At 74.1% G+C, this 22,708-nt stretch carries 19 protein-coding genes; 13 read left to right on the forward strand and 6 right to left on the reverse strand.

Annotation, left to right across the window (positions count from 1 at the left end; genetic code table 11):
• Positions 1 to 17 precede the first annotated feature (17 nt).
• Complete coding sequence (locus tag RB614_RS24480) at positions 18 to 1,487, forward strand: amidase (RefSeq protein ID WP_308714958.1); 1,470 nt, start codon at positions 18 to 20, stop codon at positions 1,485 to 1,487.
• A 50-nt stretch (positions 1,488 to 1,537) separates the two neighbouring features.
• On the forward strand, positions 1,538 to 2,755 hold the full coding sequence (gene ilvA, locus RB614_RS24485) for a threonine ammonia-lyase (RefSeq protein WP_308714959.1): 1,218 nt from the start codon (positions 1,538 to 1,540) through the stop codon (positions 2,753 to 2,755).
• Here the strand turns inward: ilvA and greA are convergent.
• Together greA and RB614_RS24495 are read right to left on the reverse strand one after the other, a co-directional pair.
• Positions 2,752 to 3,252, reverse strand: a complete 501-nt coding sequence (gene greA, locus RB614_RS24490) for a transcription elongation factor GreA (protein ID WP_308714960.1) — start codon at positions 3,250 to 3,252, stop codon at positions 2,752 to 2,754. The two genes, ilvA and greA, sit on opposite strands and share 4 nt — an antisense overlap.
• A gap of 146 nt (positions 3,253 to 3,398) precedes the next feature.
• The gene (locus RB614_RS24495) at positions 3,399 to 3,830 is read right to left on the reverse strand and encodes a DUF4307 domain-containing protein (protein ID WP_308714961.1); all 432 of its coding nucleotides are present in this window, start codon (positions 3,828 to 3,830) and stop codon (positions 3,399 to 3,401) included.
• 131 nt (positions 3,831 to 3,961) lie between these two features.
• Between RB614_RS24495 and mca the strand changes: the two genes are divergently transcribed.
• From mca to RB614_RS24510, 3 genes are all read left to right on the forward strand, one after another.
• Positions 3,962 to 4,837, forward strand: coding sequence for a mycothiol conjugate amidase Mca (gene mca, locus RB614_RS24500; RefSeq protein ID WP_308714962.1), 876 nt, complete (start codon positions 3,962 to 3,964; stop codon positions 4,835 to 4,837).
• Positions 4,838 to 4,860: 23 nt separating this feature from the next.
• Positions 4,861 to 5,106, forward strand: coding sequence for a hypothetical protein (locus RB614_RS24505; protein WP_308715045.1), 246 nt, complete (start codon positions 4,861 to 4,863; stop codon positions 5,104 to 5,106).
• Positions 5,107 to 5,350: 244 nt separating this feature from the next.
• Positions 5,351 to 7,861, forward strand: coding sequence for a putative bifunctional diguanylate cyclase/phosphodiesterase (locus RB614_RS24510; RefSeq protein ID WP_428983101.1), 2,511 nt, complete (start codon positions 5,351 to 5,353; stop codon positions 7,859 to 7,861).
• Positions 7,862 to 8,152: 291 nt separating this feature from the next.
• Here RB614_RS24510 and RB614_RS24515 read toward each other — a convergent pair whose 3' ends face one another.
• The 3 genes from RB614_RS24515 to RB614_RS24525 are packed head-to-tail and all read right to left on the reverse strand — an operon-like array spanning position 8,153 to position 11,131.
• Positions 8,153 to 9,142 carry a hypothetical protein gene (locus RB614_RS24515; RefSeq protein ID WP_308714963.1) on the reverse strand — a complete coding sequence of 330 codons (990 nt, stop codon included), beginning with the start codon at positions 9,140 to 9,142 and terminating at the stop codon, positions 8,153 to 8,155.
• A 52-nt stretch (positions 9,143 to 9,194) separates the two neighbouring features.
• On the reverse strand, positions 9,195 to 9,866 hold the full coding sequence (locus tag RB614_RS24520; RefSeq protein ID WP_308714964.1) for a response regulator: 672 nt from the start codon (positions 9,864 to 9,866) through the stop codon (positions 9,195 to 9,197).
• A complete protein-coding gene (locus RB614_RS24525) occupies positions 9,863 to 11,131 on the reverse strand; it encodes a sensor histidine kinase (protein WP_308714965.1) in 1,269 nt (422 codons plus the stop codon). The genes RB614_RS24520 and RB614_RS24525 overlap by 4 nt, the downstream gene beginning before the upstream one ends.
• 120 nt (positions 11,132 to 11,251) lie before the next feature.
• Here RB614_RS24525 and RB614_RS24530 point away from each other — a divergent pair, with 120 nt between their 5' ends.
• From RB614_RS24530 to purE, 7 genes are all read left to right on the forward strand, one after another.
• Positions 11,252 to 12,181: an ABC transporter ATP-binding protein gene (locus tag RB614_RS24530; protein WP_308714966.1), complete on the forward strand. Its 930-nt coding sequence runs from the start codon at positions 11,252 to 11,254 to the stop codon at positions 12,179 to 12,181.
• The gene (locus RB614_RS24535; RefSeq protein ID WP_308714967.1) at positions 12,178 to 13,611 is read left to right on the forward strand and encodes an ABC transporter permease subunit; all 1,434 of its coding nucleotides are present in this window, start codon (positions 12,178 to 12,180) and stop codon (positions 13,609 to 13,611) included. Before RB614_RS24530 ends, RB614_RS24535 begins: the two co-directional genes overlap by 4 nt.
• Positions 13,612 to 13,673: 62 nt before the next feature.
• Complete coding sequence (locus RB614_RS24540) at positions 13,674 to 14,498, forward strand: ABC transporter permease (RefSeq protein WP_308714968.1); 825 nt, start codon at positions 13,674 to 13,676, stop codon at positions 14,496 to 14,498.
• Between the two features lie 96 nt (positions 14,499 to 14,594).
• Positions 14,595 to 16,604 (forward strand): thioredoxin domain-containing protein, encoded by a 2,010-nt coding sequence (locus tag RB614_RS24545; protein WP_308714969.1) that lies wholly within the window; start codon positions 14,595 to 14,597, stop codon positions 16,602 to 16,604.
• A 9-nt stretch (positions 16,605 to 16,613) separates the two neighbouring features.
• The gene (locus RB614_RS24550; RefSeq protein WP_308714970.1) at positions 16,614 to 18,647 is read left to right on the forward strand and encodes a hypothetical protein; all 2,034 of its coding nucleotides are present in this window, start codon (positions 16,614 to 16,616) and stop codon (positions 18,645 to 18,647) included.
• A gap of 83 nt (positions 18,648 to 18,730) precedes the next feature.
• Entirely contained in the window at positions 18,731 to 19,864 is a 1,134-nt protein-coding gene (locus RB614_RS24555; protein ID WP_308714971.1) for a 5-(carboxyamino)imidazole ribonucleotide synthase, read from the forward strand.
• 20 nt (positions 19,865 to 19,884) lie between these two features.
• Positions 19,885 to 20,352 (forward strand): 5-(carboxyamino)imidazole ribonucleotide mutase, encoded by a 468-nt coding sequence (purE, locus tag RB614_RS24560; protein ID WP_308715047.1) that lies wholly within the window; start codon positions 19,885 to 19,887, stop codon positions 20,350 to 20,352.
• Between the two features lie 127 nt (positions 20,353 to 20,479).
• Here the strand turns inward: purE and RB614_RS24565 are convergent, their stop codons facing one another.
• Positions 20,480 to 21,913, reverse strand: a complete 1,434-nt coding sequence (locus tag RB614_RS24565; RefSeq protein ID WP_308714972.1) for an MFS transporter — start codon at positions 21,911 to 21,913, stop codon at positions 20,480 to 20,482.
• A gap of 130 nt (positions 21,914 to 22,043) precedes the next feature.
• On the opposite strand from RB614_RS24565, the gene RB614_RS24570 reads away from it, so the two are divergent.
• The gene (locus RB614_RS24570; RefSeq protein WP_308714973.1) at positions 22,044 to 22,607 is read left to right on the forward strand and encodes a TetR/AcrR family transcriptional regulator; all 564 of its coding nucleotides are present in this window, start codon (positions 22,044 to 22,046) and stop codon (positions 22,605 to 22,607) included.
• Positions 22,608 to 22,708 lie beyond the last annotated feature (101 nt).

A 22,708-nucleotide genomic window follows, 5' to 3' on the forward strand; every position in this document is an offset into this window, starting at 1 on the left:
CGCGGCGCGGCCACGCGATGCGGCGACACGGCGCACCCAGGGGAGGGGCTGTGCAAGAGACGTGGGTCGGTGCGACGGCCAAGCAGATCGCCCGCGCCGTACGCCGCGGTGACACGTCCGCGACGCAGGTCGTCGCCGACCACCTCGACCACATCGCGTCCGGCGATCCGGTGCTGACCGCGTTCCGGGTGGTCCGCGGCGGCGAGGCGATCGTCGAGGCGGAAAAGGTCGACGAGCAGGAAGACCTGGCCAACCTGCCGCTGGCCGGTGTGCCGGTCGCGGTGAAGGAGAACACCGCCGTGGCCGGCGTCCCGGGCTGGAACGGCTCGGCCGCCGCCCGCGGGCCGGTCGCCGAAGACGACCACGAGGTGGTCCGCCGGCTGCGCGGCGCCGGCGCGGTGGTGCTCGGCGTGACCCGCATGCCCGAGCTGGGGCTGTGGGGCACGACCGACGACCAGACGGGCACCACGCGCAACCCATGGCGCACCGACCGTACCCCCGGTGGCTCCTCGGGCGGCGCGGCGGCCGCGGTCGCCGCGGGCCTCGTGCCATTCGCGCACGCCAACGACGGGTTCGGCTCGATCCGCATCCCGGCGGCCTGCTGCGGCCTGGTCGGGATCAAGCCGGGCCGGGGCGTGGTGCCGGCCGGGATCGGCGCCGACGACTGGTACGGCATGGCCGAGCACGGCATCCTCGCCACCACCGTGGCCGACGCGGCGGTCGGGCTGGCGGTGCTCGCCGGGCGGCGGCCGGACAAGCTCGTCGAGCCGCAGCGCCTCAAGGTCGCCGTCTCGCTCCGTTCGCCGGTGCTCGGGGTCCGCCTGGACAAGCCCAACCGGGACGCCGTCGCCACCGCCTCCCGGCTGCTGGTCGCCGCCGGGCACGACGCCGTCTCGGCCGAGCCGGTGTACCCGCCCTCGCTGGGCATGCGCGGGCTCGCGACCTGGTTCGCCGCCGCGTGCCGCGACGTCGAGAGCGCCGGCCTGGACCGGGCCGCGCTGCAGCCGCGCACGCGCCGGCACGCCAGCCTGGGGGCCTGGGCACTGCGCCGCGGGTACGTCCGGGAGGCGGACCGCGCGGCCTGGCGCGAGCGCTCGATCGACTTCTTCACCGACCACGGCGCCGACCTCATGCTCACGCCCGCGCTGGCGGCCGCACCGCCGAAGGCCGAGGGCTGGTCCGGCCGCTCCTGGCGGGCGAACATGGCCGCCAACATCCGGTACGCGCCGTACGCCGCACCGTGGAACCTCGCCGGCCTGCCCGCCCTGGTCGTACCCGTGGGGCTGCGGCCGGACGGGCTGCCCGTGGGCGTACAGCTGGTCGGGCCGCCCGGCTCCGAGCTGCTGCTGCTGGCCGTGGCGGGGCAGTTCGAGATGGCGGCGCCGTGGCAGCGGCACGCCCCCACCTGGCCCCGGAGCGGGACCAGTCCGGGGCCGGGCGCGGAGCGGTCTGCCCGGATCGTGCCGGCGCCCGGTGCCGAGGCGTAGCGGGCAGAGCCCCGCGTGGGGCGCGCGGTGGATAGTGCGACGATCGACTCGTGACTGAGCTTCTGACGCTGGAGGACGTGCAGGCGGCCCGCGCGCTGCTCGGCGACGTCGTACGGGCCACGCCGCTGGAGCCCTCCCGCCCGCTCTCCGCGGCGCTCGGCGGGCCGGTGTGGCTCAAGTGCGAAAACCTCCAGCGCGCCGGGTCGTACAAGGTCCGCGGCGCGTACGTGCGGATCGCCCGCCTCTCACCGCGGGAGCGGGCCCGCGGGGTGGTCGCCGCGAGCGCCGGCAACCACGCGCAGGGTGTGGCGCTCGCCGCCGGGCTGCTCGGCGCCAAGTCGACCGTGTTCATGCCGGTGGGCGCGCCGATCCCGAAGGTCTCGGCGACCAAGGGGTACGGCGCGCACATCGAGTTCGCCGGGAGCACGGTGGACGACGCGCTGGTGGCGGCCCGCGAGTTCGCCGAGCGGACCGGCGCGGTGCTGATCCACCCGTTCGACCACGTCGACGTGATCGCGGGGCAGGGCACGGTGGCCCTGGAGATCCTGGAGCAGTGCCCGGACGTGGGCACGATCGTGACCGGGCTGGGCGGCGGCGGCCTGCTCTCCGGCATGGCGGTCGCGGCCAAGGCGCTCAAGCCGGACGTACGCGTCATCGGCGTACAGGCGGCGGGCGCCGCTGCGTACCCGCCCTCGCTCGAAGCCGGTGCCCCGGTGCGGCTGCCACACCTGTCGACGATCGCCGACGGCATCGCGGTGGGCTGCCCGGGCGACGTCACGTTCGCGCACGTCAGCAAGCTCGTCGACGGCGTGGTGACGGTGACCGACGAAGACATCTCGCGGGCGCTGCTGATGCTGCTGGAGCGCGGCAAGCAGGTGGTCGAGCCGGCCGGCGCGGTGGGCGTGGCGGCGCTGATGTCCGGTGCGGTCAAGGCCGAGCCGCCGGTGGTCGCGGTGCTCTCCGGCGGCAACATCGACCCGCTGCTGCTCCTGCGGCTGATCGAGCACGGCCTCGCGGCGGCCGGCCGCTTCCTGCGGTTCACCGTGCGCTGCGGCGACCAGCCCGGTGAGCTGGCCGCGCTGCTGGCCCAGATCGCCGAGCAGCGGGCCAACGTGGTGGACGTGCTGCACACCCGCCACAACCCGCGGCTGCGGCTGGGCGAGGTGGAGGTCGCGCTCTCCGTGGAGACCCGCGGCCCGGAGCACTCCGAGAAGCTGATCGGCGCGCTGCGGGCCCGGGGCTACACCGTGCGCTTTCCGGTGAGCTAGCCGCCGTACGGCGCGAACTTGACCACCGTGACCTTGATGTCCGCGCCGCTGGGCGCGGTGTAGGTGACCGTCTGGCCGGTGCCGGCGCCCAGGATCGCCTGGCCGAGCGCGGACTCGGGACTGTAGACGGTCAGGTCGGTGGTCGCGGAGATCTCCCGCGAGCCGAGGAGGAACGTCTCGGTGTCGTCGGTGTCGTCGTCGAAGTGGATCGTGACGACGGTGCCGGGTGCCACCTTGTCAGCCTTTGGCGCATCACCCACCTGCGCGGTGCGCAGCAACTCCTGGAGTTGGCGGATACGCATCTCGGCTTTGCCCTGCTCTTCGCGGGCGGCATGATAGCCCCCGTTTTCGCGCAGGTCGCCCTCTTCCCGCCGAGCATTGATCTCGGCAGCCATCGCCGGACGGGCCGCGATCAGCTCGTTGAGCTCGGCCTGCAGGCGGTCGTACGCGTCCTGAGACAGCCAGGTGGCAGGCGCCTCGCGGTCGGTGCTGGACACAGACGATCTCCTCCGTAGGGCTAATGGGCGAACAAGGTAGAACTACCAACTTACCAGCGCGCGACACCCTCAGAATTAACCAAGTTTTGCCGCTTCGAACCGCACGCCGTTGCGCTCTGTTCTGTTGTCGGGCGGCACTCCCATTGTTACGCCGCTCGGCAGCGAACCACTTCCCCATTTATCGGGCGGGCGGTCGTGGCCAGCACATATCTCGTCACCGGCCGGGTCTCGCCGGGCGGGGCGTCGACCCGCACCTCGGCCTTGCCGACGTCGGCGCCGTCGCGGGAGCGGGCCCGGACGACACAGATCGCCTCACCGCCGGCCGGGACGGTCACCCGAAACTCGATCAGCACCTGCGAGTCGGTGATGTCGCTGTATCGCAGGACCTGGCCGTCGTACGTCGGATCCCCGTACTGCCGGTAGAGGCGCACGGCGAGCGCGGCGCCGGCGGCGATCACGACGACGAGCAGGAGCGCGACCAGCCACGGGCGGCGGCGACGCGGCTCCCGCCGGCGGCCGTACCGCCCGGGCGGGAACACCGGCGCGGCGGTGCCCGTTGTGGCATGGGTCTCGGTCACCGGGTGGCGTCTCCTGCGGTCGTTGTCGTCGTTGTCGGAGGCATCGGCCAGAATGGCTGAGTCCGTGTGTCCGACGACCATCTTCGCAGCCGGCGCTCCACGGGGCTCCGGCAGGTACCGGGGGAGTTCCAGTGGCAGAGCAGCTGCGCCTCATGGCGGTGCACGCCCATCCGGACGACGAGTCCAGCAAGGGCGCCGCGACGATGGCGAAGTATGCGTCCGAGGGCGTGCAGGTGCTGGTCGTAACCTGCACCGGCGGCGAGCGCGGCAGCGTGCTCAACCCGAAGATGGACCGCCCGGACGTCTGGGAGGACATCGCCGAGATCCGCCGAGCCGAGATGGCGGCGGCCCGGGCGATCCTCGGCGTCGACCAGGCCTGGCTCGGCTTCGTCGACTCCGGCCTGCCCGAGGGCGACCCGCTGCCCCCGCTGCCCGACGGCTGCTTCGGGCTGGAAGATCCGCAGTCCGCGGCCGGGCCGCTGGTGCGGCTCATGCGCGAGTTCCGCCCGCACGTCGTGCTGACGTACGACGAGGAGGGTGGCTACCCGCACCCCGACCACATCATGTGTCACCAGATCAGCGTGGTGGCCTTCGAGGGGGCCGGCGACCCCGAGCAGTTCCCCGAGATGGGTGCGGCCTGGCAGCCGCACAAGCTCTACTACCACCACTCCTTCACCCGGGCAAAGTTCCAGGCGCTGCACGAGGGCATGGTCGCGGCCGGGCTCGACTCGCCGTACCAGGAGATGCTCGACGGCTGGGTCGACGACGGCACCGACAAGGGGCACCGGGTCACCACCCGGGTCGAGTGCGCGGAGTTCTTCCCCGTCCGGGACGACGCGCTGCGCGCGCACGCCACCCAGGTCGACCCCGACGGGACGTGGTTCCGGGCGCCGCTGGAGGTCCAGCAGCGGATCTGGCCGACCGAGGACTACGAGCTGGTCACGTCGCATGTGGAGACCCAGCTGCCGGAGACCGACCTGTTCGCGGGGGTGCGCGGCGCCAAGTGACCGCACAGGCGTACGGTGGGGTGATGCTGACGGCTGCTCAGGTGCTCGCGGAAAACAACTTCGGCGACACCCGCTCCGGCGGCCTGGCCGGGCCGATGGGGCTGTTCATCATCGTGCTGCTGGCGATCGCGACCGTGCTGCTGATCCGTAACATGAATTCGCGCCTGCGCCGCCTCCCGGGCCGCTTTCCCGGGCAGGATGCGGAGATCCCGCCGGCCGATCCCGCGGAGAGTGTCCAAGATCCGACAGATCGCGCGGACCGCGCCTGACCGTGTTCCTGAGGGTAGGGCGCTTCCTGGAGCCGGATCGGCCGCCGTCATCAGCGGGTCTTGCCACTTGATGGCGAAACCGACCCGGCGACCCCTGTTGCCGCAAACCGGTTTGGCTTAGCCTCGCCGGGGGGCCATTGTCCCCGGGCCGCGGGCTGAAGGGGGCGCCGATGCACAATCGCCACGGTTTCCCCTCTTTGGGGTGTAAGCGGACAGACCTGTCGCCGGCGGTCGGGGGCTACCCGTGACAGCCGCGCGTGCGACCGCCCCGGCCCCCCGGCGGATCCGCGCGCTCCACATCGTCGTCCTCGCCATCGCGCTTCCGGCCGCCATCGCCGGCCTCGTCGTTCCGGTCGACGTGTCGAGCCGCGGTGACCTGTCGCCGCTCGCCCAGGCCGGCCTCGCCGCCGGGGTCATGGCGCTCGGCCAGCTGGCCCGGCTCCGCTTCCGGGTCGGCGCCGGCGCGGTGAGCGTGACGTGGGGCGAGGCCGCGTTCATCGTCGGGCTCTACCTCGCGCCCGCCCCGTGGCTGCCCGCCGCCACCTTCGCCGGCACCTTCCTGGCCTGGGTGCTGCTCACGTACTTCTCCGACCGGCGTTCGCCGCTGGAGATCCTCCACGTCGCCGGGTCGCTGACCGTCGCCGTGGCGGTCGGCGCGCTCGCCACCCGGGCGGTCGCCGATCCGTTCGAGGCGCGGCTCACGCCCACCCTCGCCGGCGCCCTGGCCCTCGGCTCCCTGGCGTACCTGCTGGTCACCGGATGGCTCGCGGCGCTGACGCTCTCCGTGCGGCAGGCCAGGCCGGCGGCCGGGCTGTTCCTGCGCGCGCTCCGGGCGAAGTTCCTGATGTTCGTGGGCAACGTGCTGGTCGGCTTCGTGGTGGTCAGCATGATCGAGCGCGACCTCCGGTGGCTCCTGCTGCTGCCACCCGCGCTCTGGCTGCTCCAGCAGACGTACGGGCACCGCCTGCGCGCCGACGAGGAGCGCCGGCTCTGGTCCGCGTTCGCCGCCGCCACCCGGGAACTGAGCCGGCTCGACGAGCGGGCGGTGGCCCGGGCGGGCGTCGGCGGCGCGCTCTCGATCTTCGGGGCCGAGGCGGTCGAGGTCGACGTGCTCCGCGCCGACGGCTCCCGCCGGCGCTACACGGGTGACGCCTCCGGCACGCTCGCCGAGGCCGACCTGCGCGAGCCGCTCCCCGACCCGCTGCCGGAGGAGCCGGGCCTCGTGCGCCTCACCGTCGCCGGCGTGGCCGTGGGGCTGCTGCGCGTGCGGTTCTCCCGGGCGCTGGAGCCGGGGCAGCGGGAGCAGATGGCCCTCTCGGCGTACGCGGACGCGCTCGCCACCGCGCTGCACGACGCCGCCACCCACGAGGCGCTGGAGTCGTTGACCGAGCGCTCGGCGTTCGACTCGGTGCACGACCCGCTGACCAAGCTGACCAACCGCGCCGCGTTCCTGCTCAAGGGCGACGCCGCGCTCCGGCAGGTCGTGCGTGAGGTGCCGGTGGCGCTGCTGCTGCTCGACCTCGACCGCTTCAAGGAGGTCAACGACACGCTCGGCCACGCCGCCGGCGACGAGCTGCTGCAGGGCATCGCGGCCCGGCTGGGCGAGCTGGCCGAGCCCGGCGAGCTGCTGGCCCGGTTCGACGGCGACGAGTTCGCGCTGCTGGTCACCGACCTGGAGGCGCCCGACGGCGACCGCTCGTCGCCGACGCCGCAGGCGCTGCGCCGGGCCCGCGCGCTGGTCGAGCACCTGGCCACGCCGATCGAGGTGGCCGGCGTGGTCATGTCGGTCGAGGCGTCGGTAGGCGTGGTCGTCGCGCCCGCGGGCTCCGCCGACGTGGCCGAGCTGGTGCGGCGCGCGGAAAACGCGATGTACCAGGCCAAGGAGGGCGGCGGGAGCGTCGCCTGGTACGACAGCGCCAAGGACGAGGCGAGCACCGACCGGCTGGCCCTGCTCGCCGAGCTGCGCGAGGCGCTCACCGTCGAAGACCAGCTCGTGCTCGCCCTCCAGCCCGCCGTCGACCTCGGCACCGGTGCGCCGACCGGCGTGGAGGCGCTGATCCGCTGGCGCCATCCCCGGCGCGGCTCGCTCGGCCCGGTCGACTTCGTGCGGGCGGTCGAGGGCAGCGACCTGCTGGCCCCCTTTACGCGGTACGTCGTGGACAAGGCGCTCACCGTCGCCGCCGAGTGGGCCGAGGAGGGCCTGGACGTACCGATCTCGGTCAATCTTTCGGCCCGCAGTTTGCTTGATCCCCACTTGCCGTCCGACGTGGCTGAGCTGCTGCGCCGCCACCGCGTACCGGCCCGCCGCCTGGTCCTGGAGATCACCGAGACGGTGGTGCTCAGCGAGCTCGAAGTCATCGACGAGGTGCTCGGCTCCCTCCGCGACCTGGGCGTGCAGCTCTCCGTCGACGACTTCGGCACGGGCTACTCGTCGTTCACGTTCCTGACCCGCATCCCGGTCAACGAGGTCAAGATCGACCGCTCCTTCGTGCGTACGATGGCCGACGCCCCGACGTCAGCCGCCATCGTCAACGCGACCGTCGACCTGGGACACCGGCTGGGCCTGCGGGTGGTCGCCGAGGGCGTGGAGACCGCCGACCAGCGGGCCGCCCTGGCCGCGCTCGGCTGCGGCGCCGCGCAGGGCTACCACTTCTTCAAGCCCATGCCGGCCGACAAGATCGTGGCCGTGCTCCGCTCGCTGCTCGACTCCGCTCAGGCCCAGGTCTTCCCCCTCCGCGCCGACGGCGCCTCCTGACGCCACTGCCTCCGCGCGAGGATCCACGGCTGCGGCTCTCGCCGATGCCGTCGGCCCCGCGGCGCCCGCTCCCGCGGCCCATCGCGCAGATCTTGGAGAGTTAGGGCGGCTATAGGTGCCCTAACTCTCCAAGATCTCCTTGTGGGTGCACGGAGGGGTGAGGCTGCGGGAGGACGACCGGCGGCTCCGGACGGTGCCGGGCTTCGCAAACGGGCTGGGGCGCGCCGGGCCGCAGGGGAGGCTCGGACGAGATCCGAACCACGGCGGGTGTCGGGGTAGCTCAGAGATCGTCTAGGGCTGGAGGGCGGCGGGCTCGGGCTCGAGGTCGGCGGCGAGGGCGCGCGGGGCGAAGCGGCGGGGGATGAGGCGGCGGGTCGCCAGGCGTTCGCGGGCGGTGGCCAGCGGGCGGGGGTGTGCGGCGGCCAGGGCGACCAGCCGGCGGGCGGCGAAGCTGCCGCCGCCGAGGAGCAGGGCGGGGATCCACGGGACGACCGCGACCAGCGAGATCGCGCCGATGGCGGCGGTCCACGGCACGCCGAGCGAGGCCAGGCCGACGGCGAGCGCGGCGTTGTGCGGGTCGGCGCCGCCGATCCGGGGAACGATGCTCGCCAGCTGGCTGGCGGCGAAGACGGTGACGAGTCCCAGCAGGCTGACGCTGCTGCCCACCCCGATGACCGAGCCGAGGATGAGGCCGGCGACGCCCACCTGGTACGCGACGGAGATCGCCAGCCCGAAGGCCAGCGCCCCGGGGCCGGGCAGTGGGCGGCGGGCGAGCAGGTCGGGGCGGCGGCGGTGCACGATCAGCGCGGCGACGCCCGCGGTGGCAGCGACCGCGCCGAAGGCGGCGAGCATCTCCCACGGCAGGGTGACGCCGGCCAGTACCACCCCTAGCGCGATGCCGCCCATGCCGATCACCCGGTCCATCGCGACCTCGGCGACCGCGACCCCGCGGCCGACTCCCGACTGGTGGAGGCGGTGCACCCGCCACAGGTCGGCGCCGGCGTGTACGGGGGAGACGAGGCCGATCAGCTCGCTCTCGGCGTACGCGCGGATGTGCCACCAGCGACTGCGGCCGCTCATCGAGATCGCGTGCCACCGCAGCGGGCAGAGCAGGTACTTGCCGACCGTCCACGGGAGCAGGCCGAGCAGTACCGGCAGGGGCGAGGCCTGGGGCACGCTCGCGATGCTCCACACGGACACCACGGCGCTGGCGGCCAGCACCGCGAAGCCGAGCCAGGCGTTGGTGACGACGGGGCGTATCCGCGTCCAGACCGTACGCATGGCCACAGGCTGGCAGCAGACGGTTATGGCCAGTTGGCCGTCAGTCAACCAATCAACGACTCGAACGCGGCACAACCAGGCCGGACTCGTACGCCGTGACCACCGCCTGGGTGCGGTCGCGCAGGCCCAGCTTGCTCAGTACGCGGCTCACGTGGGTCTTGACGGTCTCCTCGCTGACCACGAGGCGGTCGGCGATCTCGGTGTTGGACAGGCCCTCGGCGATCAGCCGGAGCACGTCGGTCTCCCGCGGCGTCAGGGCGCGCAGGGGTGTGGCCTCGCGCGGGCGGGGTCGCAGGCGCGCGAACTCGTCGATCAGCCGGCGGGTCACCGTCGGCGCGAGCAGCGCCTCGCCGGCCGCGACCACGCGCACCGCGTCGAAGAGGCGCTCGGCGGTCACCTCTTTGAGCAGGAAGCCGCTCGCTCCGGCGCAGAGCGCGTCGTAGACATGCTCGTCCAGGTCGAACGTGGTCAGCATGAGGATCCGCGGCCCGTCCGGAAACCGCGCCATCTGGCGGGCGGCCTCGATGCCGTCCATGACCGGCATGCGCACGTCGAGGAGGACGACGTCGGGCCGTGCTTCGCGGCAGGCCCGGACCGCCTCGGCGCCGTCGGCGGCGCTGCCCACGACGAGGAAGTCGGGCTGGGTGGCGAGCAGTGCCGCGAACCCGGCCCGGACAACCTCCTGGTCGTCCACCACCACGATCCGGATGCGGTCGCCGCTCACGTCGCCTCCCCCGACGCGAACGGGAGCCTCGCCTCGGTCGCGAGCGGAAGCCTCGCCTCGGTCGGGAGCGGAAGCCTCGCCTCGGTCGGGAGCGGGGGCGCCACCTCCGCGGACCCGAGCGGGAGCACGGCCTCGACCAGGAAGCCGCTGGCCGGTGCCGGTCCGGTGTGCAGCGTGCCGCCGACCATCGCGGCGCGCTCGCGCATCCCGAGCAGGCCGTGGCCACCGCTCGCCGAGCCGGGCGGGGGACCGGGGCCGTTGTCGCGGACGCGGACGCGGAGCGCGTCCGCCGCGTAGTCGAGCTCCACGTCGACCGCGGCGCCGCGGGCGTGGCGGCGGGCGTTGGTGAGGGCCTCCTGGACGATCCGGTACGCCGTGAGCTCCACCCCCGGATCCAGCGGCGCGACGTGCCCGTGGACGATCAGGCGGGTGCTCGCCCCGGCCGAGGCGCGTGCCTCGTCGATCAGCTGGTTGAGCTGCTGAAGGCTGGGCTGGGGCCGGCGGGTGGGGGTGGTGCCGGCGTCCTCGCGGAGCACGCCGAGCAGGCGGCGCATCTCGGTGAGCGCGGTGCGGGCGGTGTCGCCGATCGCGCTGAACCGCTGCGCGCCCTCCTCGGGCAGCCCGGCCGTGGTGAGGCGCGCGGTCTCCGCCTGTACCGCGATCATGGAGATGTGATGGGCGACCACGTCGTGCAGCTCGCGCGCGATGCGGGCGCGCTCACCCCGCGCCGCGTGCTCCACCAGGCTGTCGGCCATGACCTGGTCGGACGCGGCGCGCTGGCGAAGCTCGCCGCGGAGCCTCCGTGCCTGGCCGAGGAGGAGCGCCGCCAGAGCCACGCCGAGGAGGAGCACCGAAAGGCCGCTGCGGACCACCGCCGCGTACCCGATGAAGGGGAGGGCGACCGGCAGCGCGACCCGGCGGGGGCGGCGGAGGCCGAGCACGTAGAGCATCGCGAGCAGCGCGACCGCCGCGCCCACGGTCAGTGGGTAACCCGCGAGCAGTGTCAGGAACGTGGCCCCGGTGGCCAGGAACGCGGCGGCCGGCGGGCTGGCCCGGACCAGGGCGAGCGGGGCCGTGCCGCCGAGCGCGGCCAGGACGCCGAACGAGAGCCACAGGTTGTCGTCGCTGGACACCACATGGCCCATGACCTGGACCATCGCGCCGAGGCCCAGCGCCGTCGCCGCGATCAGCGGCCAGTCGGGCGCGCCAGTGAGCCGCCGACCCGCGACGGCCGTGCGGTCGGCGAGCGCTCGCGCCTGGTTCACGTACGCCATTGTCCGAGCGTCCGAAGGGGTGGGCGTCCCTCCTGTGGGGGATCCGTGTGGGGTGAATACGGCGCCGGAGCGTGACGCCCCGGAGCCCGCCGGCTTCCTAGTCTCACCAGCATGGCAGCAACCATCGAAGCTCGTGGACTACGAAAGCACTACGGGGCGACCGTGGCCGTGGACGACCTCTCGTTCACCGCCGAGCCGGGCGAGGTCACCGGCTTCGTGGGACCCAACGGGGCGGGCAAGTCCACGACCATGCGCATGATCCTTGGCCTGGACGCACCGGATCGTGGCGAGGCGCTCATCGGCGGCCACCCGTACCGCACCCTGCGCAATCCCCTCTGCGAGGTGGGCGCGCTCCTGGACGCCTCGGCGATCCACCCCGGGCGGCGGGCCCACGACCATCTACTGTGGATGGCGCACTACAACGGCCTGCCCAAGAGCCGGGTGGGCCAGGTGATCGAGCAGGTCGGGCTCGGCTCCGCGGCCCGCCGCCGGGCCGGCGGCTACTCGCTCGGCATGCGCCAGCGCCTGGGTATCGCGGCCGCGCTGCTCGGCGACCCGCCGGTCCTGATGTTCGACGAGCCGGTCAACGGGCTGGACCCCGAGGGCATCCGGTGGATCCGGGGACTGCTCCGCTCGCTCGCCGCCGAGGGGCGCACCGTCTTCGTCTCCAGCCACCTGATGGGCGAGCTGGAGGGGACCGCGGATCACCTCCTGGTGGTGGGCCGCGGCCGGCTCATCGCCGACACGACGGTACGCGAGCTGCTGGCCCGCGCGTCCGGCGAGCAGATCGTGCTGCGTACGCCGGCGCGCTCCGAGGCGATGACCCTGCTCGCGAACGCGGGTGCCACGGTCGCCGCCACCGACCGCGACACGATCACCGTGCGCGGGATAGCGCCCGACCGCATCGCGGCCGTGCTCAGCGCCGGCGGGCTCACGTTTTCCGAGCTCTCCCAGCATCGGGCGACGCTCGAGGAGGCGTACATGGAGCTGACCCGCGACGAGGTCGAGTTCAACGCGCCCACGGTGGGGGGTACGCGATGAGCGCGCGGGACGGCTTCGGGCAGGTGCTCCGGGGCGAGTGGACCAAGCTGGTGACGGTGCGGAGCACGGTGTGGTGCCTCTTCCTGACCGTCGGGCTGACCATCCTGCTCTCGATCATCGGCGCGCAGGGGAGCAGCACGAACGTCGGCGACAACGCCGAGCGGCTGCTCGAGGACCGGTTCCACTTCATGCACCAGCCGCTGGACGGCGACGGCACGATCACCGCCCGCGTCGTGCGCCAGGAGGACACCGGCGACTGGGCCAAGGCCGGCATCATGATCAAGCAGAGCACCGAGCCGCGGACGCCGTACGTGGCGATGCTCGTCACGCCGGGCCACGGCGTGCGGTTCCAGGCCGACTTCAGCACCGACGTCGCGGCCGGCGCCGGCGGTACGCCGGCCTGGCTCCGGCTGACCCGCTCGGGCACCACGATCACCGGCTTCACCTCGCCGGACGGCGCCGCCTGGCGGCAGGTCGGTACGGCCGAGCTCGCCGGGCTGCCGCGGACCGCCGAGGTGGGGATGTTCGCCGCCACGCCGGCCTCCGGCACGCGGGTCATCCGCCGGGGTGGCAGCACCACGTCCAGCCCGGACTACGAGCCGAGCACCGCGACCTTCGACAGCGTGAGGCTCGCGCCCGCGGCTGGTGGCCCGGCCGGCGCTTGGCAGAGCGACGCGATCGGCGGCGGGGTGGAGTTCGCGGACGGCACGACGCTCGTCGGCGAGGCCAGCGAGTCCGGTGGCGTCTTCACCGTGACCGGCACCGGCGACATCCGCGAGGTGCCGTTCACCGAACGCGGCGACGACGACATCGTGCGAAACGCGCTCGGCGGCGTCTACCTCGGCATGATCGCGGCGGCGGTGCTCGGCGTGCTCTACGTGACCAGCGAGTACAAGACCGGCATGATCCGCACGACGCTCACCGCCAGCCCGCGCCGCGGCCGCGTACTCGTGGCCAAGGCGCTCCTTCTCGGCACGGTGACGTTCGCCTGCGGGCTTGTCGCGAGCCTGGCCTCGCTCCTGGGCGCCCGGCCGATCCAGCGCGACCGGGGCTTCGTCCCGCCGTTCTACCCGGACCCGTCGCTGACCAGTGGCACGGTGCTGCGGGCGGTCTTCGGCACGGCGGCGTTCCTGGCGCTGATGGCGCTGCTCGGGCTCGGCCTCGGCGCGGTCATCCGCCGCACAGCCGGTGCGGTCGTCGCGGTGCTCGCGCTGGCCGTCGTACCCGGCATCGCCAGCTCGCTCCTGCCCGTGGAGGGGGAGAAGTGGCTGCAGCGGCTGACCCCCCTCGCCGGCCTGGCGATGCAGCAGACCCGGGAACGGTGGGACAACTGGGTGAGCCCGTGGCCCGGCTTCGCCGTCGCCTGCGCGTACGTGGCGCTGGCACTCGCCGCCGCCGTACTCCTGATCCGCCGTAGGGACACGGCATGAAGCATGCTCCACGTTTCCGCGGGGCCCCCGCGATCGCGGCGGCGAGGGTGAGTGAGCGCGGCATGGGGGTGACCGCGCTCCACCACCGTGGAGGGCCTGGCCTGGTCCGGGCCCTCCACGGCGAGTGGACCAAGCTGCGCACGCTGCCGAGCACCGGATGGCTCCTGCTCGGCCTGGTCGCGAGCACCGTGGGGCTCGGCGCGGTGACCACGTGGAGCATCCCGACCGACTGCCTCGACCCCGACCTCGGCTGCCGCGAGGACCTGGCCCGGGTCAACCTGACCGGCGTGTACCTCGCGCAGATCGCGGTCGTGGTGCTCGCCGCGCTCGCGGTGACCGCCGAGTACGGCACGCAGACTATCCGGGTCACCCTGACCGCCGAGCCGCGGCGCGGGCTGGTCTTCGTGGCCAAGGCGATCGTGGTCACCGCGCTGGTGGCCGGGGCCGGCACGGTGGGGGTACTCGGCGCGCTGGCCGCCGGCCGCCCGATCCTGAGCGGCAACGGCTTCACCACGGCCGCCGGCTACCCGCCGCTGTCGCTGGGCGACGAGCCGACCCTGCGGGCGGCCGGCGGCACGGTGCTCTACCTGCTCCTCGTCGGCCTGCTCAGCCTCGGGATCGGCATGTCGCTGCGGCACACGCCGGCCGTGCTCGCCACCGTGCTGAGCGCGCTCTTCGTCTGGCCGATCGCCGCGTCGCTGCTCTCCGGCGAGTGGGCCGCGCGGGTCATGAAGTACGCGCCCATGAACGCCGGCCTCGCCATCCAGGCCACCGAACGCCTCGACGACCTGCTGATCGGCCCGTGGCAGGGGCTGGGCGTCCTCGCCGCGTACGCCGCCGGGACCCTGCTGACCGGCGCCGTCGTGTTCAGCCTCCGCGACGCGTGAAGCACGCCGCCGCCGGCGGCGCCCTGCTGACCGGCGCCGTCGCGTTCAGCCTCCGCGACGCGTGAAGCACGCCGCGACCCGTGAGAGGGTGGGAGGGTGAACCGGCTCGAGAGTGCCACCTCGCCGTACCTGCTTCAGCACGCCGACAACCCGGTCGACTGGTGGCCGTGGTGCGAGGAGGCGTTCGAGGAGGCGCGGCGGCGGGACGTGCCGGTGCTGATCTCGGTCGGCTACGCGGCCTGCCACTGGTGCCACGTGATGGCGCACGAGTCGTTCGAGGACGAGGGCGTCGGGCGGCTCATGAACGCCGGCTTCGTTTCGATCAAGGTCGACCGCGAGGAGCGGCCCGACGTCGACGCGGTCTACATGACCGCCACGCAGGCGATGACCGGGCAGGGCGGGTGGCCGATGACGGTCTTCGCCACGCCGGACGGGCAGCCGTTCTTCTGCGGCACCTACTTTCCGCGCCCCAGCTTCCTCCGGCTGCTGGAGAGCGTCACGACCGCATGGCGCGACCAGCGTGACGCGGTCCTGCGGCAGGGCGCCGCGGTGGTCGAGGCGATCGGCGGCGCGCAGGCCGTGGGCGGGCCCACCACGCCGCTCACCGCCGACATCCTCGACGGTGCCGCCCTCCAGCTTTCCAAGGACCAGGACGAGGTGTACGGGGGCTTCGGCGGCGCCCCGAAGTTTCCCCCGCACATGAACCTGCTCTTCCTGCTCCGCCACCACCAGCGCACCGGCTCGGCGGCCAGCCTGGAGATCGTCCGGCACACCGGCGAGGCGATGGCCCGCGGCGGCCTCTACGACCAGCTCGCCGGCGGCTTCGCCCGCTACTCCGTGGACGCCACCTGGACCGTGCCGCACTTCGAGAAGATGCTCTACGACAACGCGCTGCTCCTGCGGGTGTACACCCAGCTGTGGCGGCTGACCGGCGACGCGCTGGCCGGGCGGGTGGCGGCGGAGACGGCCGCGTTCCTGCTCGACGGGCTGGGTACGCCCGAGGGTGGCCTGGCCTCGGCGCTCGACGCGGACACCGGCGGTGTGGAGGGCGCGACGTACGCCTGGACGCCGGCCCAGCTCGGCGCGGCGCTCGGCGACGAAAACGGTGCCTGGGCGGCCGACCTCTTCGCGGTAACCGCGCAGGGCACCTTCGAGCACGGTACGAGCGTGCTGCGGCTGGCCCGTGACGTCGACGCTGCCGACCCGGCGGTGGTCGAGCGCTGGACCCGGGTGCGGGCGAGGCTGCGCGAGGCGCGTGACCAGCGCCCGCAGCCGGCGCGTGACGACAAGGTGGTGGCCGCCTGGAACGGCCTGGCCCTCACCGCCCTCGCCGAGCACGCCATGGTCACCGGCGACGAGGTGACCGCGGCCGCGGCCCGCAGGATCGGCGAGGTGCTGGCCGAGCGGCACGTCGTCGACGGGCGGCTGCGCCGGGTGTCGCGGGCCGGCGTGGTGGGTGAGCCGGCGGGTGTGCTGGACGACTACGGCGCGGTGGCGGAGGGCTTCTGCGCGCTGCACCAGCTGACCGGCGAGGGGCGCTGGCTGGAGCTGGCCGGGCGGCTGCTCGACGCGGCGCTCGCCCACTTCGCCGCGCCGGGCGGTGGGTTCTACGACACGGCCGACGACGCCGAGCGGCTGGTGACCCGCCCGGCCGACCCCACCGACAACGCGACGCCCTCGGGGCTGTCGGCGATGGTGGCGGCGCTGGTGACGTACACGGCGCTGAGCGGGGAGACGCGCTACCGGGAGGCGGCCGAGGCGGCACTCGCGACCGTCGCGCCGATCGTCGACAAGCATCCCCGCTTCACCGGGTACGCGGCGGCGACCGGCGAGGCGCTCCTCTCCGGCCCGTACGAGATCGCGATCGTCACCGACCAGCCGGAGGCGGATCCGCTCCGGGAGGCCGCCCACCGGCACGCCCCGCCCGGCGCGGTGGTCGTGGCCGGCGCGCCCGACCAGCCCGGCGTACCGCTGCTCGCGGACCGGCCGATGCTCGGCGGGCGCCCCACCGCGTACGTGTGTCGCGGCTTCGTCTGCGACCGCCCCGTCACCGACGCCGGTGAACTCGTGGCCCAGCTCCGCGGTATCGGGGGCAAATCGTCCTAAAATCGGCTAATGGCCGGAATTGCCGCCACCTTCGGCGCGCCCGAGAGAGCCCTCGACGCCATCTCCGCCGCGCTCACCCGCCGCGGCGCCGAGCCGGCCACCTGGCGCGCCGGCGCCACCCGCCTGCTGGTACGGGCGAGCATGCCGGCGGTACACGAGCACCGCGGCCTGGCCCTCGCGCTCGACGGGATCGCCGAGGTCAGCGCGCTCGCCGCGGAGTACGCCCGGCGGGGCGCGGCCGGGCTGGTGTCCGGCGCCGAGCCGTACGCGTTGATCCTCGCCGACCCAGCCCGCGGCGCCCTGGTCCTGGCCCGCAACGGCGACGGCCCGCCGCTCTACTACGCCGAGACCGCCACGGGCGTGCTGGCCGCCTCCGAGCCGGGTGCGCTGCTCGCCGCCGGCGTGCCGGCCGAACCGGACGGGGCGGTGGTCGCCCGTTTCATCGCCACCGGCGCGTGCGACGACACGGCCGGCACGTTCTACGCCGGGATCCGCCGCGTGCTGCCCGGCGAGGTGGTGGAGATCGCCGGCGGGACCCGTACCCGGAAGCAGGTGGCCACCCGCGACGGCGCCGGACGCTTCGCGCGCTCCGTGCTGGACGCGGCGGTCGGGCGGGGCCGGATCGGCGTGCGGTTCGGGCACGGGCTGGCCGGCGCCGCGACGGTGGGCGCCGCGCTCACCGCCGCCGCGTCGCTCCGCTCCGAGCCGCCGCTCGCGCTGACTGTGTACTCAGCCACGTTTCCCGGCCTGACCACCGCGGCGGCCGACTTCGCCGCGGCCGTGCTGGGCCCGGTCACCTCGACCGGGGCGCGGCACCGCGCGCAGCCGTACTTCGCCGACGAGCTCGACGTCGACGGGCTCCTCGCCGACCTCGGCGAGCCGGTGCCCGATGTGGACAGTTACCTCACCTGGGCCACCGCCCGAGCCACCGCGGGCGAGGTGGACACGCTGATTGACACATCAGACAGCGGCGCCCATCTCGCGCGCGTCGCGGACCGGCTGGAGAGCCGGTACGGCGTGACCGTCCGGTTTCCGCTCCGCGCGCTCCCCTCCACCGGGCCGGTGCTCCGGGCCGAGCTCGCCGCGATCGTCGAAGGCACGCTTCCGTTGCGGGCGGCCAGATTCGCCACCGCGCACGCCGCGCACTCCCTGCTGCCGCCGCTGCGCGAGGTGCTCCTGCGGATGCGCGCCGAGCTCGCCGCCGCGCTGCTCGACCCGCGGCTGGCCGGCGCCCGCCGACCGTCGTGGGGTGCGCTGGCCGCGCTCTTCGGCGGCGCACAGGTGGACGCCGGCGCGGTCTTCCGGCGGTACATGGTGGAGCGCTGGCTCCGCACGCTCGCCCCGTCGAAGCCCGCCCAGCGTCCACAACGGACGGCCAAAGTGGAGGTGAAGGCCGGCGGTGCGGAGTGGACCCGCGTGTCACTGTCCACAGAGGTCTTCTCCGCCGGCGACAAGCTGCCGGAGAAGGTCGCCTGGTACGTGAGCGAGCGCTTGGCCGAGCTGGGGCGCAAGGCGTACCGGCGGGGGCGCTGGCATGTCCTCCTCGCCGCGCGTCCGGTCGCGGTCGTCCAGGGGCGGACCCGCCCGGTCTGGGAGATCCGGCCCGGCGCGGTCGCGCGGGCGTTGCACCGGCGGGCCCGCCCCACCGCGGGCCTGCACGACCCATGGACGGCCCAGGTGGCGGTCGAGCGGGTCGGCCCGCTGCGGGCCGCGTTCGGTCCGGCTTCGGTCCACGGGGTACGCGGCCCGCGCCCCGGCGGCGTGGCCGTGGTGCTCCCGCCGGAGGATCCGTCGCGGGTGGCCGCCGACGTGCTGGCCGCGCTGCGCACCGCGCTCCCGGAGGAGGCCTACGCCACGCTGGGCGGCTGCGCCATCGTCGGCGCGGGCGGTGTGGCCGCTGTGGCGGGTGAGCTGGACGTGACCCTCGCGGCCCAACTCTGCGCCGACGACCCGCTCGCCACCGACCCGATCGCGCTGGTCCTCACCGGCGCCGCGGCCCGGACGTCCCGCACGAGCCGCCGTGCGCTTCGCGCGCAGGGGTGAGCGCTTCGCACGGAGGGCGGGCGTGCCCTCCGCCGCAGGTGAGCGTGGCCGGCACCGGAGGTGCGGATAGGCTGGCCGGCGAGATGGATACCCGAACCGGTTTGCCCGTTGTCGGCATGGTGGGCGGCGGGCAGCTGGCCCGGATGACCCATCAGGCCGCGATCGCCCTCGGCCAGTCACTGCGCGTGCTCGCCGCCTCGCCCGAGGACGGCGCCGCGCTGGTCGCCGCCGACGTGCAGTACGGCGACCACACCGACCTGGCCGCGCTGCGCACCTTCGCCAAGGGGTGCGACGTCGTCACGTTCGACCACGAGCACGTGCCCACCGAGGCGGTGCGCGAGCTTGCCGCGTCCGGCGTGGCGGTGCACCCGGGGGCGGACGCGCTCGTGTACGCCCAGGACAAGCGCGCCATGCGCGAGCGGCTCTCCGCCCTCGGTGCGCCGGTGCCCCGCTGGCGCCCGGTCGCCTCGGCGCGGGAGGTCCGGGCGTTCGGCGACGAGGTCGGGTGGCCGGTGGTCGCCAAGGCGATCCGCGGCGGATACGACGGTCGCGGCGTGTGGCTGCTCTCCCCGGACGACCCGCTCCCCGCCGGCGTCGAGCTGATCGCCGAGGAGCGGGTGGCGCTGCGCCGCGAGCTGGCGGTACAGGTGGCCCGCTCGCCGTTCGGCCAGGTCGCGGCATACCCCGTGGTCGAGACCGTGCAGCGGGACGGCATCTGCGTCGAGGTGCTCGCCCCCGCGCCCGGCCTCCCCTCGACGCTCGCGGTGGCCGCCCAGGAGCTGGCCATCGACATCGCCACGGCGCTGGACGTCGTGGGCATGCTGGCCGTCGAACTGTTCGAAGTGGACGGTGGCCTGGTCGTCAACGAGCTCGCCATGCGCCCGCACAACTCGGGTCACTGGACGATCGAGGGTGCCCGCACGTCGCAGTTCGAGCAGCACCTGCGCGCCGTCCTGGACTACCCGATGGGCGAGACCGCGCTGACCGCCCCCGCCGTGGCGATGGCCAACGTGCTCGGCGGCCCGGACGGCGGCATCGGCATCGACGAGCGGCTGCACCACCTCTTCGCCACGGACCCCGGGGCCAAGGTCCACCTGTACGGCAAGCAGGTCCGCCCCGGCCGCAAGATCGGGCACGTCACCACGCTCGGCGACGACATGGACGAGGTACGGGCCCGCGCCGCGCGCGCCGCCCGCTGGCTCCAGGAGGGCGCGTGACCGCGACCGTTGGCGTGATCATGGGCAGCGACTCGGACTGGCCGACGATGAAGGCCGCCGCGGAGGCGCTGGACGAGTTCGAGGTGCCCTACGAGGTACGCGTGGTGAGCGCCCACCGCACCCCGGTCGGCATGATCGAGTACGCCCGCTCGGCCGCCGACCGCGGCCTGCGCGTGGTCATCGCCGGTGCCGGCGGCGCCGCCCACCTGCCCGGCATGGTCGCCTCGGTCACCCCGCTGCCGGTGATCGGCGTACCGGTGCCGCTCAAGCACCTGGACGGCATGGACTCGCTGCTGTCGATCGTGCAGATGCCGGCGGGCATCCCGGTCGCCACGGTCTCCATCGGCGGCGCACGCAACGCCGGCCTGCTCGCCGTCCGCATCCTGGCCGCCTCCGACGGCGCACTGCGGTCGCGCGTGGTGGCGTTTCAGGAGGCGCTGGTCGAGGTGGTCGCCCAGAAGGACGCCAACCTCCGCGCCACCCTCTAGGGCGATTCGGCGGGTCTGTGATCGAAGCTCCCCTCACGTCGCTAGAACGACTTGAGGGGAGCGTCGATCACAGACGTGGGGAGGGCGCGGCGTTTATGCGACCGGCTGCCGTCGCGTGGCGCGGCGTTTATGCGACCGGCTGCCGTCGCGTCCGGAACGTCAGTGCCACCAGCAGGGTGAGCGACGCGATCAGCACCGCGACGGTGAACGCGGTGGTCATGCCGTGTACCAGCGTCTGGGTCGGCGGGCCGGACGCGTCGCGGGTCGCGGTGCCGAAGACGGTCACCAGGATCGCCAGGCCCAGCGTGCCGCCGGTCTGCTGCATGGTCTGGAGTACGCCGCCGGCCGCGCCCGCGTCGCGGGGTGGGACCGTGGCCATGATGACCGGGGTCAGCAGCACGAAGCCGAGCCCGCCGCCCAGGCCCAGCATCAGCATCGGGCCGAGCAGGCCGGCCGCGTACCCGGTGTCGCCGTGTAGCCGGGTCAGCCAGGCCAGGCCGGCCACCATCACGGCCGCGCCGGTCACGGCGAGCGGCCTGGGTCCGAAGCGGGGCAGGAGGTGGGGGACCAGCCGGGTCACCACGAACATGCCGGCCGCCAGCGGCAGGAACGCGAGGCCGGTGGCGAGCGCGCTGAAGCCCCGGATGTCCTGCAGGAACTGGGTGAGGAAGAAGAACATCGACATCATCGCGGCCGGGCCGAGGAAGAAGTTGAGGTAGCCGGCGGCGCGGTCGCGGTCGGCGAACAGGCGCAGCGGGAGCAGCGGCTCCCGGGTCCGGACCTCGATCAGCAGGAACGCCGCCAGCAGCGCGATACCGGCGCCGATCGCGATCTGGGCGCGGGTGTCCGACCAGCCCTCGCCCGCGGCGCGGATGAAGGCGTACACGAGGGCGGCGACGCCGGTGCTCGCCGTGAGCGCGCCGGGCAGGTCCAGCCGTGCCGGGTGCCGCTCGGGCTCGCGGACGAACCGGGGCGCGAGCAGCACGGCCGCGAGGCCGAACGGCACGTTGATGAAGAGCACCCAGCGCCACGAGGCGACCTCGGTGAGGACACCGCCCACGATCAGCCCGATCGCGAAGCCGGCGCTCGCCATGCCGGAGAGCAGCGCCAGGGCCCGGATGCGTTCCCGCGCCTCGGTGAAGGTGGTGGTGATCAACGCGATCGTGTTCGGGCCGGCCATCGCCGCGCCGACACCCTGGAGTACGCGTGCGGCGAGCAGCCAACCGGCCGAGGTGGCGAAGCCGCCGGCCAGGGACGCGACGGTGAAGAGCGCGATCCCGGCGACGAAGAGCCGGCGCCGCCCGAGCAGGTCACCGGCCCGGCCGCCGAGCAGCAGGAGGCCGCCGAACGCGAGCGTGTACGAGTTCATCACCCACGCCAGGCCGGTGCTTGAAAAGTGCAGGTCGTCGGCGATCCGCGGAAGCGCCACGTTCATGACGGTCGCGTCGAGGATCAGCATGAGCTGGCAGGTCACGATGATCGCCAAGGCGAGCCGGTGCCGGCCGGCGGGCGGGGCGGAGGTCGCGGACGAGCGGGCGGTGACCAGGGTCTGTTCCGGCAAGGGAATCTCCTGGAGTCGGAAGGAAGAACCGGAGATAGTCTCCGGTTAGAACTCCCGCTAGCATATGGAGATGACCTCCGGTTGGCAAGCTTATCCGGAGACTGTCTCCGGATGATTGAAGGGGGTGCCGGTGCGCGCCGACGCCCGTCGCAACTACGAACGCCTGATCGCCGCCGCCCGGGACGCCTACGCGGAGTACGGCGCGGAGGCGCACCTCGACGACATCGCCCGGCGCGCCGGCGTGGGGCCGGGCACGCTCTACCGGCACTTCCCCAGCCGGGAGGCGCTGCTGGCCGCCGTGTACCGCGGGGACGTCGAGGCGCTGGCCGAGCGGGCGAAGGAGCTGTCCAGCACGCTGTCGCCGGGCGCGGCGCTCGACGCCTGGCTGCGCCTCCAGCTCGACTACATCAAGACCAAGCGAGGTCTGGGTTCGGCGGTGAAGGCGATGCTCGGCGCCGACTCCGAGACGTTGGCGTTCTGCCGGGACACGATGCGGGGTGCGCTGCGCGACCTGCTCGGCCAGGCGCAGGAGGCCGGGGTCATCCGGCCGGACGTCGACGCGCCGACGGTGCTGCGGCTGGTGCACGGGGTCGGCATCGCCAGCGAGTCCGTGCCGGACCAGGCCGACCGCCTGCTCTCGATCATGCTGGACGGCCTGCGGCCGCTCCCGCCCGCGGCTTCGCCTCCGGCCTGAGTAAGCCGGCCCGCTGCCGCTCCCGGCCTGCGGCCTTTTCCGCCCGCGGCCTTTCCCGCCCGCGGCCTTTCCCGCCTGCGGCCGCGCGAGGGCGGCCTGGG

This window comes from Phytohabitans maris, assembly GCF_031085175.1.
GTDB classification, from domain to species: Bacteria; Actinomycetota; Actinomycetes; order Mycobacteriales; family Micromonosporaceae; genus Phytohabitans; species Phytohabitans maris.

Excerpts from the sequence above, each read along its gene's own strand:
- RB614_RS24480 (WP_308714958.1), top strand. The coding sequence starts at position 18 with ATGCGGCGACACGGCGCACCCAGGGGAGGGGCTGTGCAAGAGACGTGG.
- RB614_RS24505 (WP_308715045.1), top strand. The coding sequence starts at position 4,861 with ATGCTGACGGCTGCTCAGGTGCTCGCGGAAAACAACTTCGGCGACACC.
- RB614_RS24515 (WP_308714963.1), bottom strand. The coding sequence starts at position 9,142 with ATGCGTACGGTCTGGACGCGGATACGCCCCGTCGTCACCAACGCCTGG.
- RB614_RS24530 (WP_308714966.1), top strand. The coding sequence starts at position 11,252 with ATGGCAGCAACCATCGAAGCTCGTGGACTACGAAAGCACTACGGGGCG.
- RB614_RS24535 (WP_308714967.1), top strand. The coding sequence starts at position 12,178 with ATGAGCGCGCGGGACGGCTTCGGGCAGGTGCTCCGGGGCGAGTGGACC.
- RB614_RS24540 (WP_308714968.1), top strand. The coding sequence starts at position 13,674 with ATGGGGGTGACCGCGCTCCACCACCGTGGAGGGCCTGGCCTGGTCCGG.
- RB614_RS24550 (WP_308714970.1), top strand. The coding sequence starts at position 16,614 with ATGGCCGGAATTGCCGCCACCTTCGGCGCGCCCGAGAGAGCCCTCGAC.
- RB614_RS24555 (WP_308714971.1), top strand. The coding sequence starts at position 18,731 with ATGGATACCCGAACCGGTTTGCCCGTTGTCGGCATGGTGGGCGGCGGG.
- purE (WP_308715047.1), top strand. The coding sequence starts at position 19,885 with ATGGGCAGCGACTCGGACTGGCCGACGATGAAGGCCGCCGCGGAGGCG.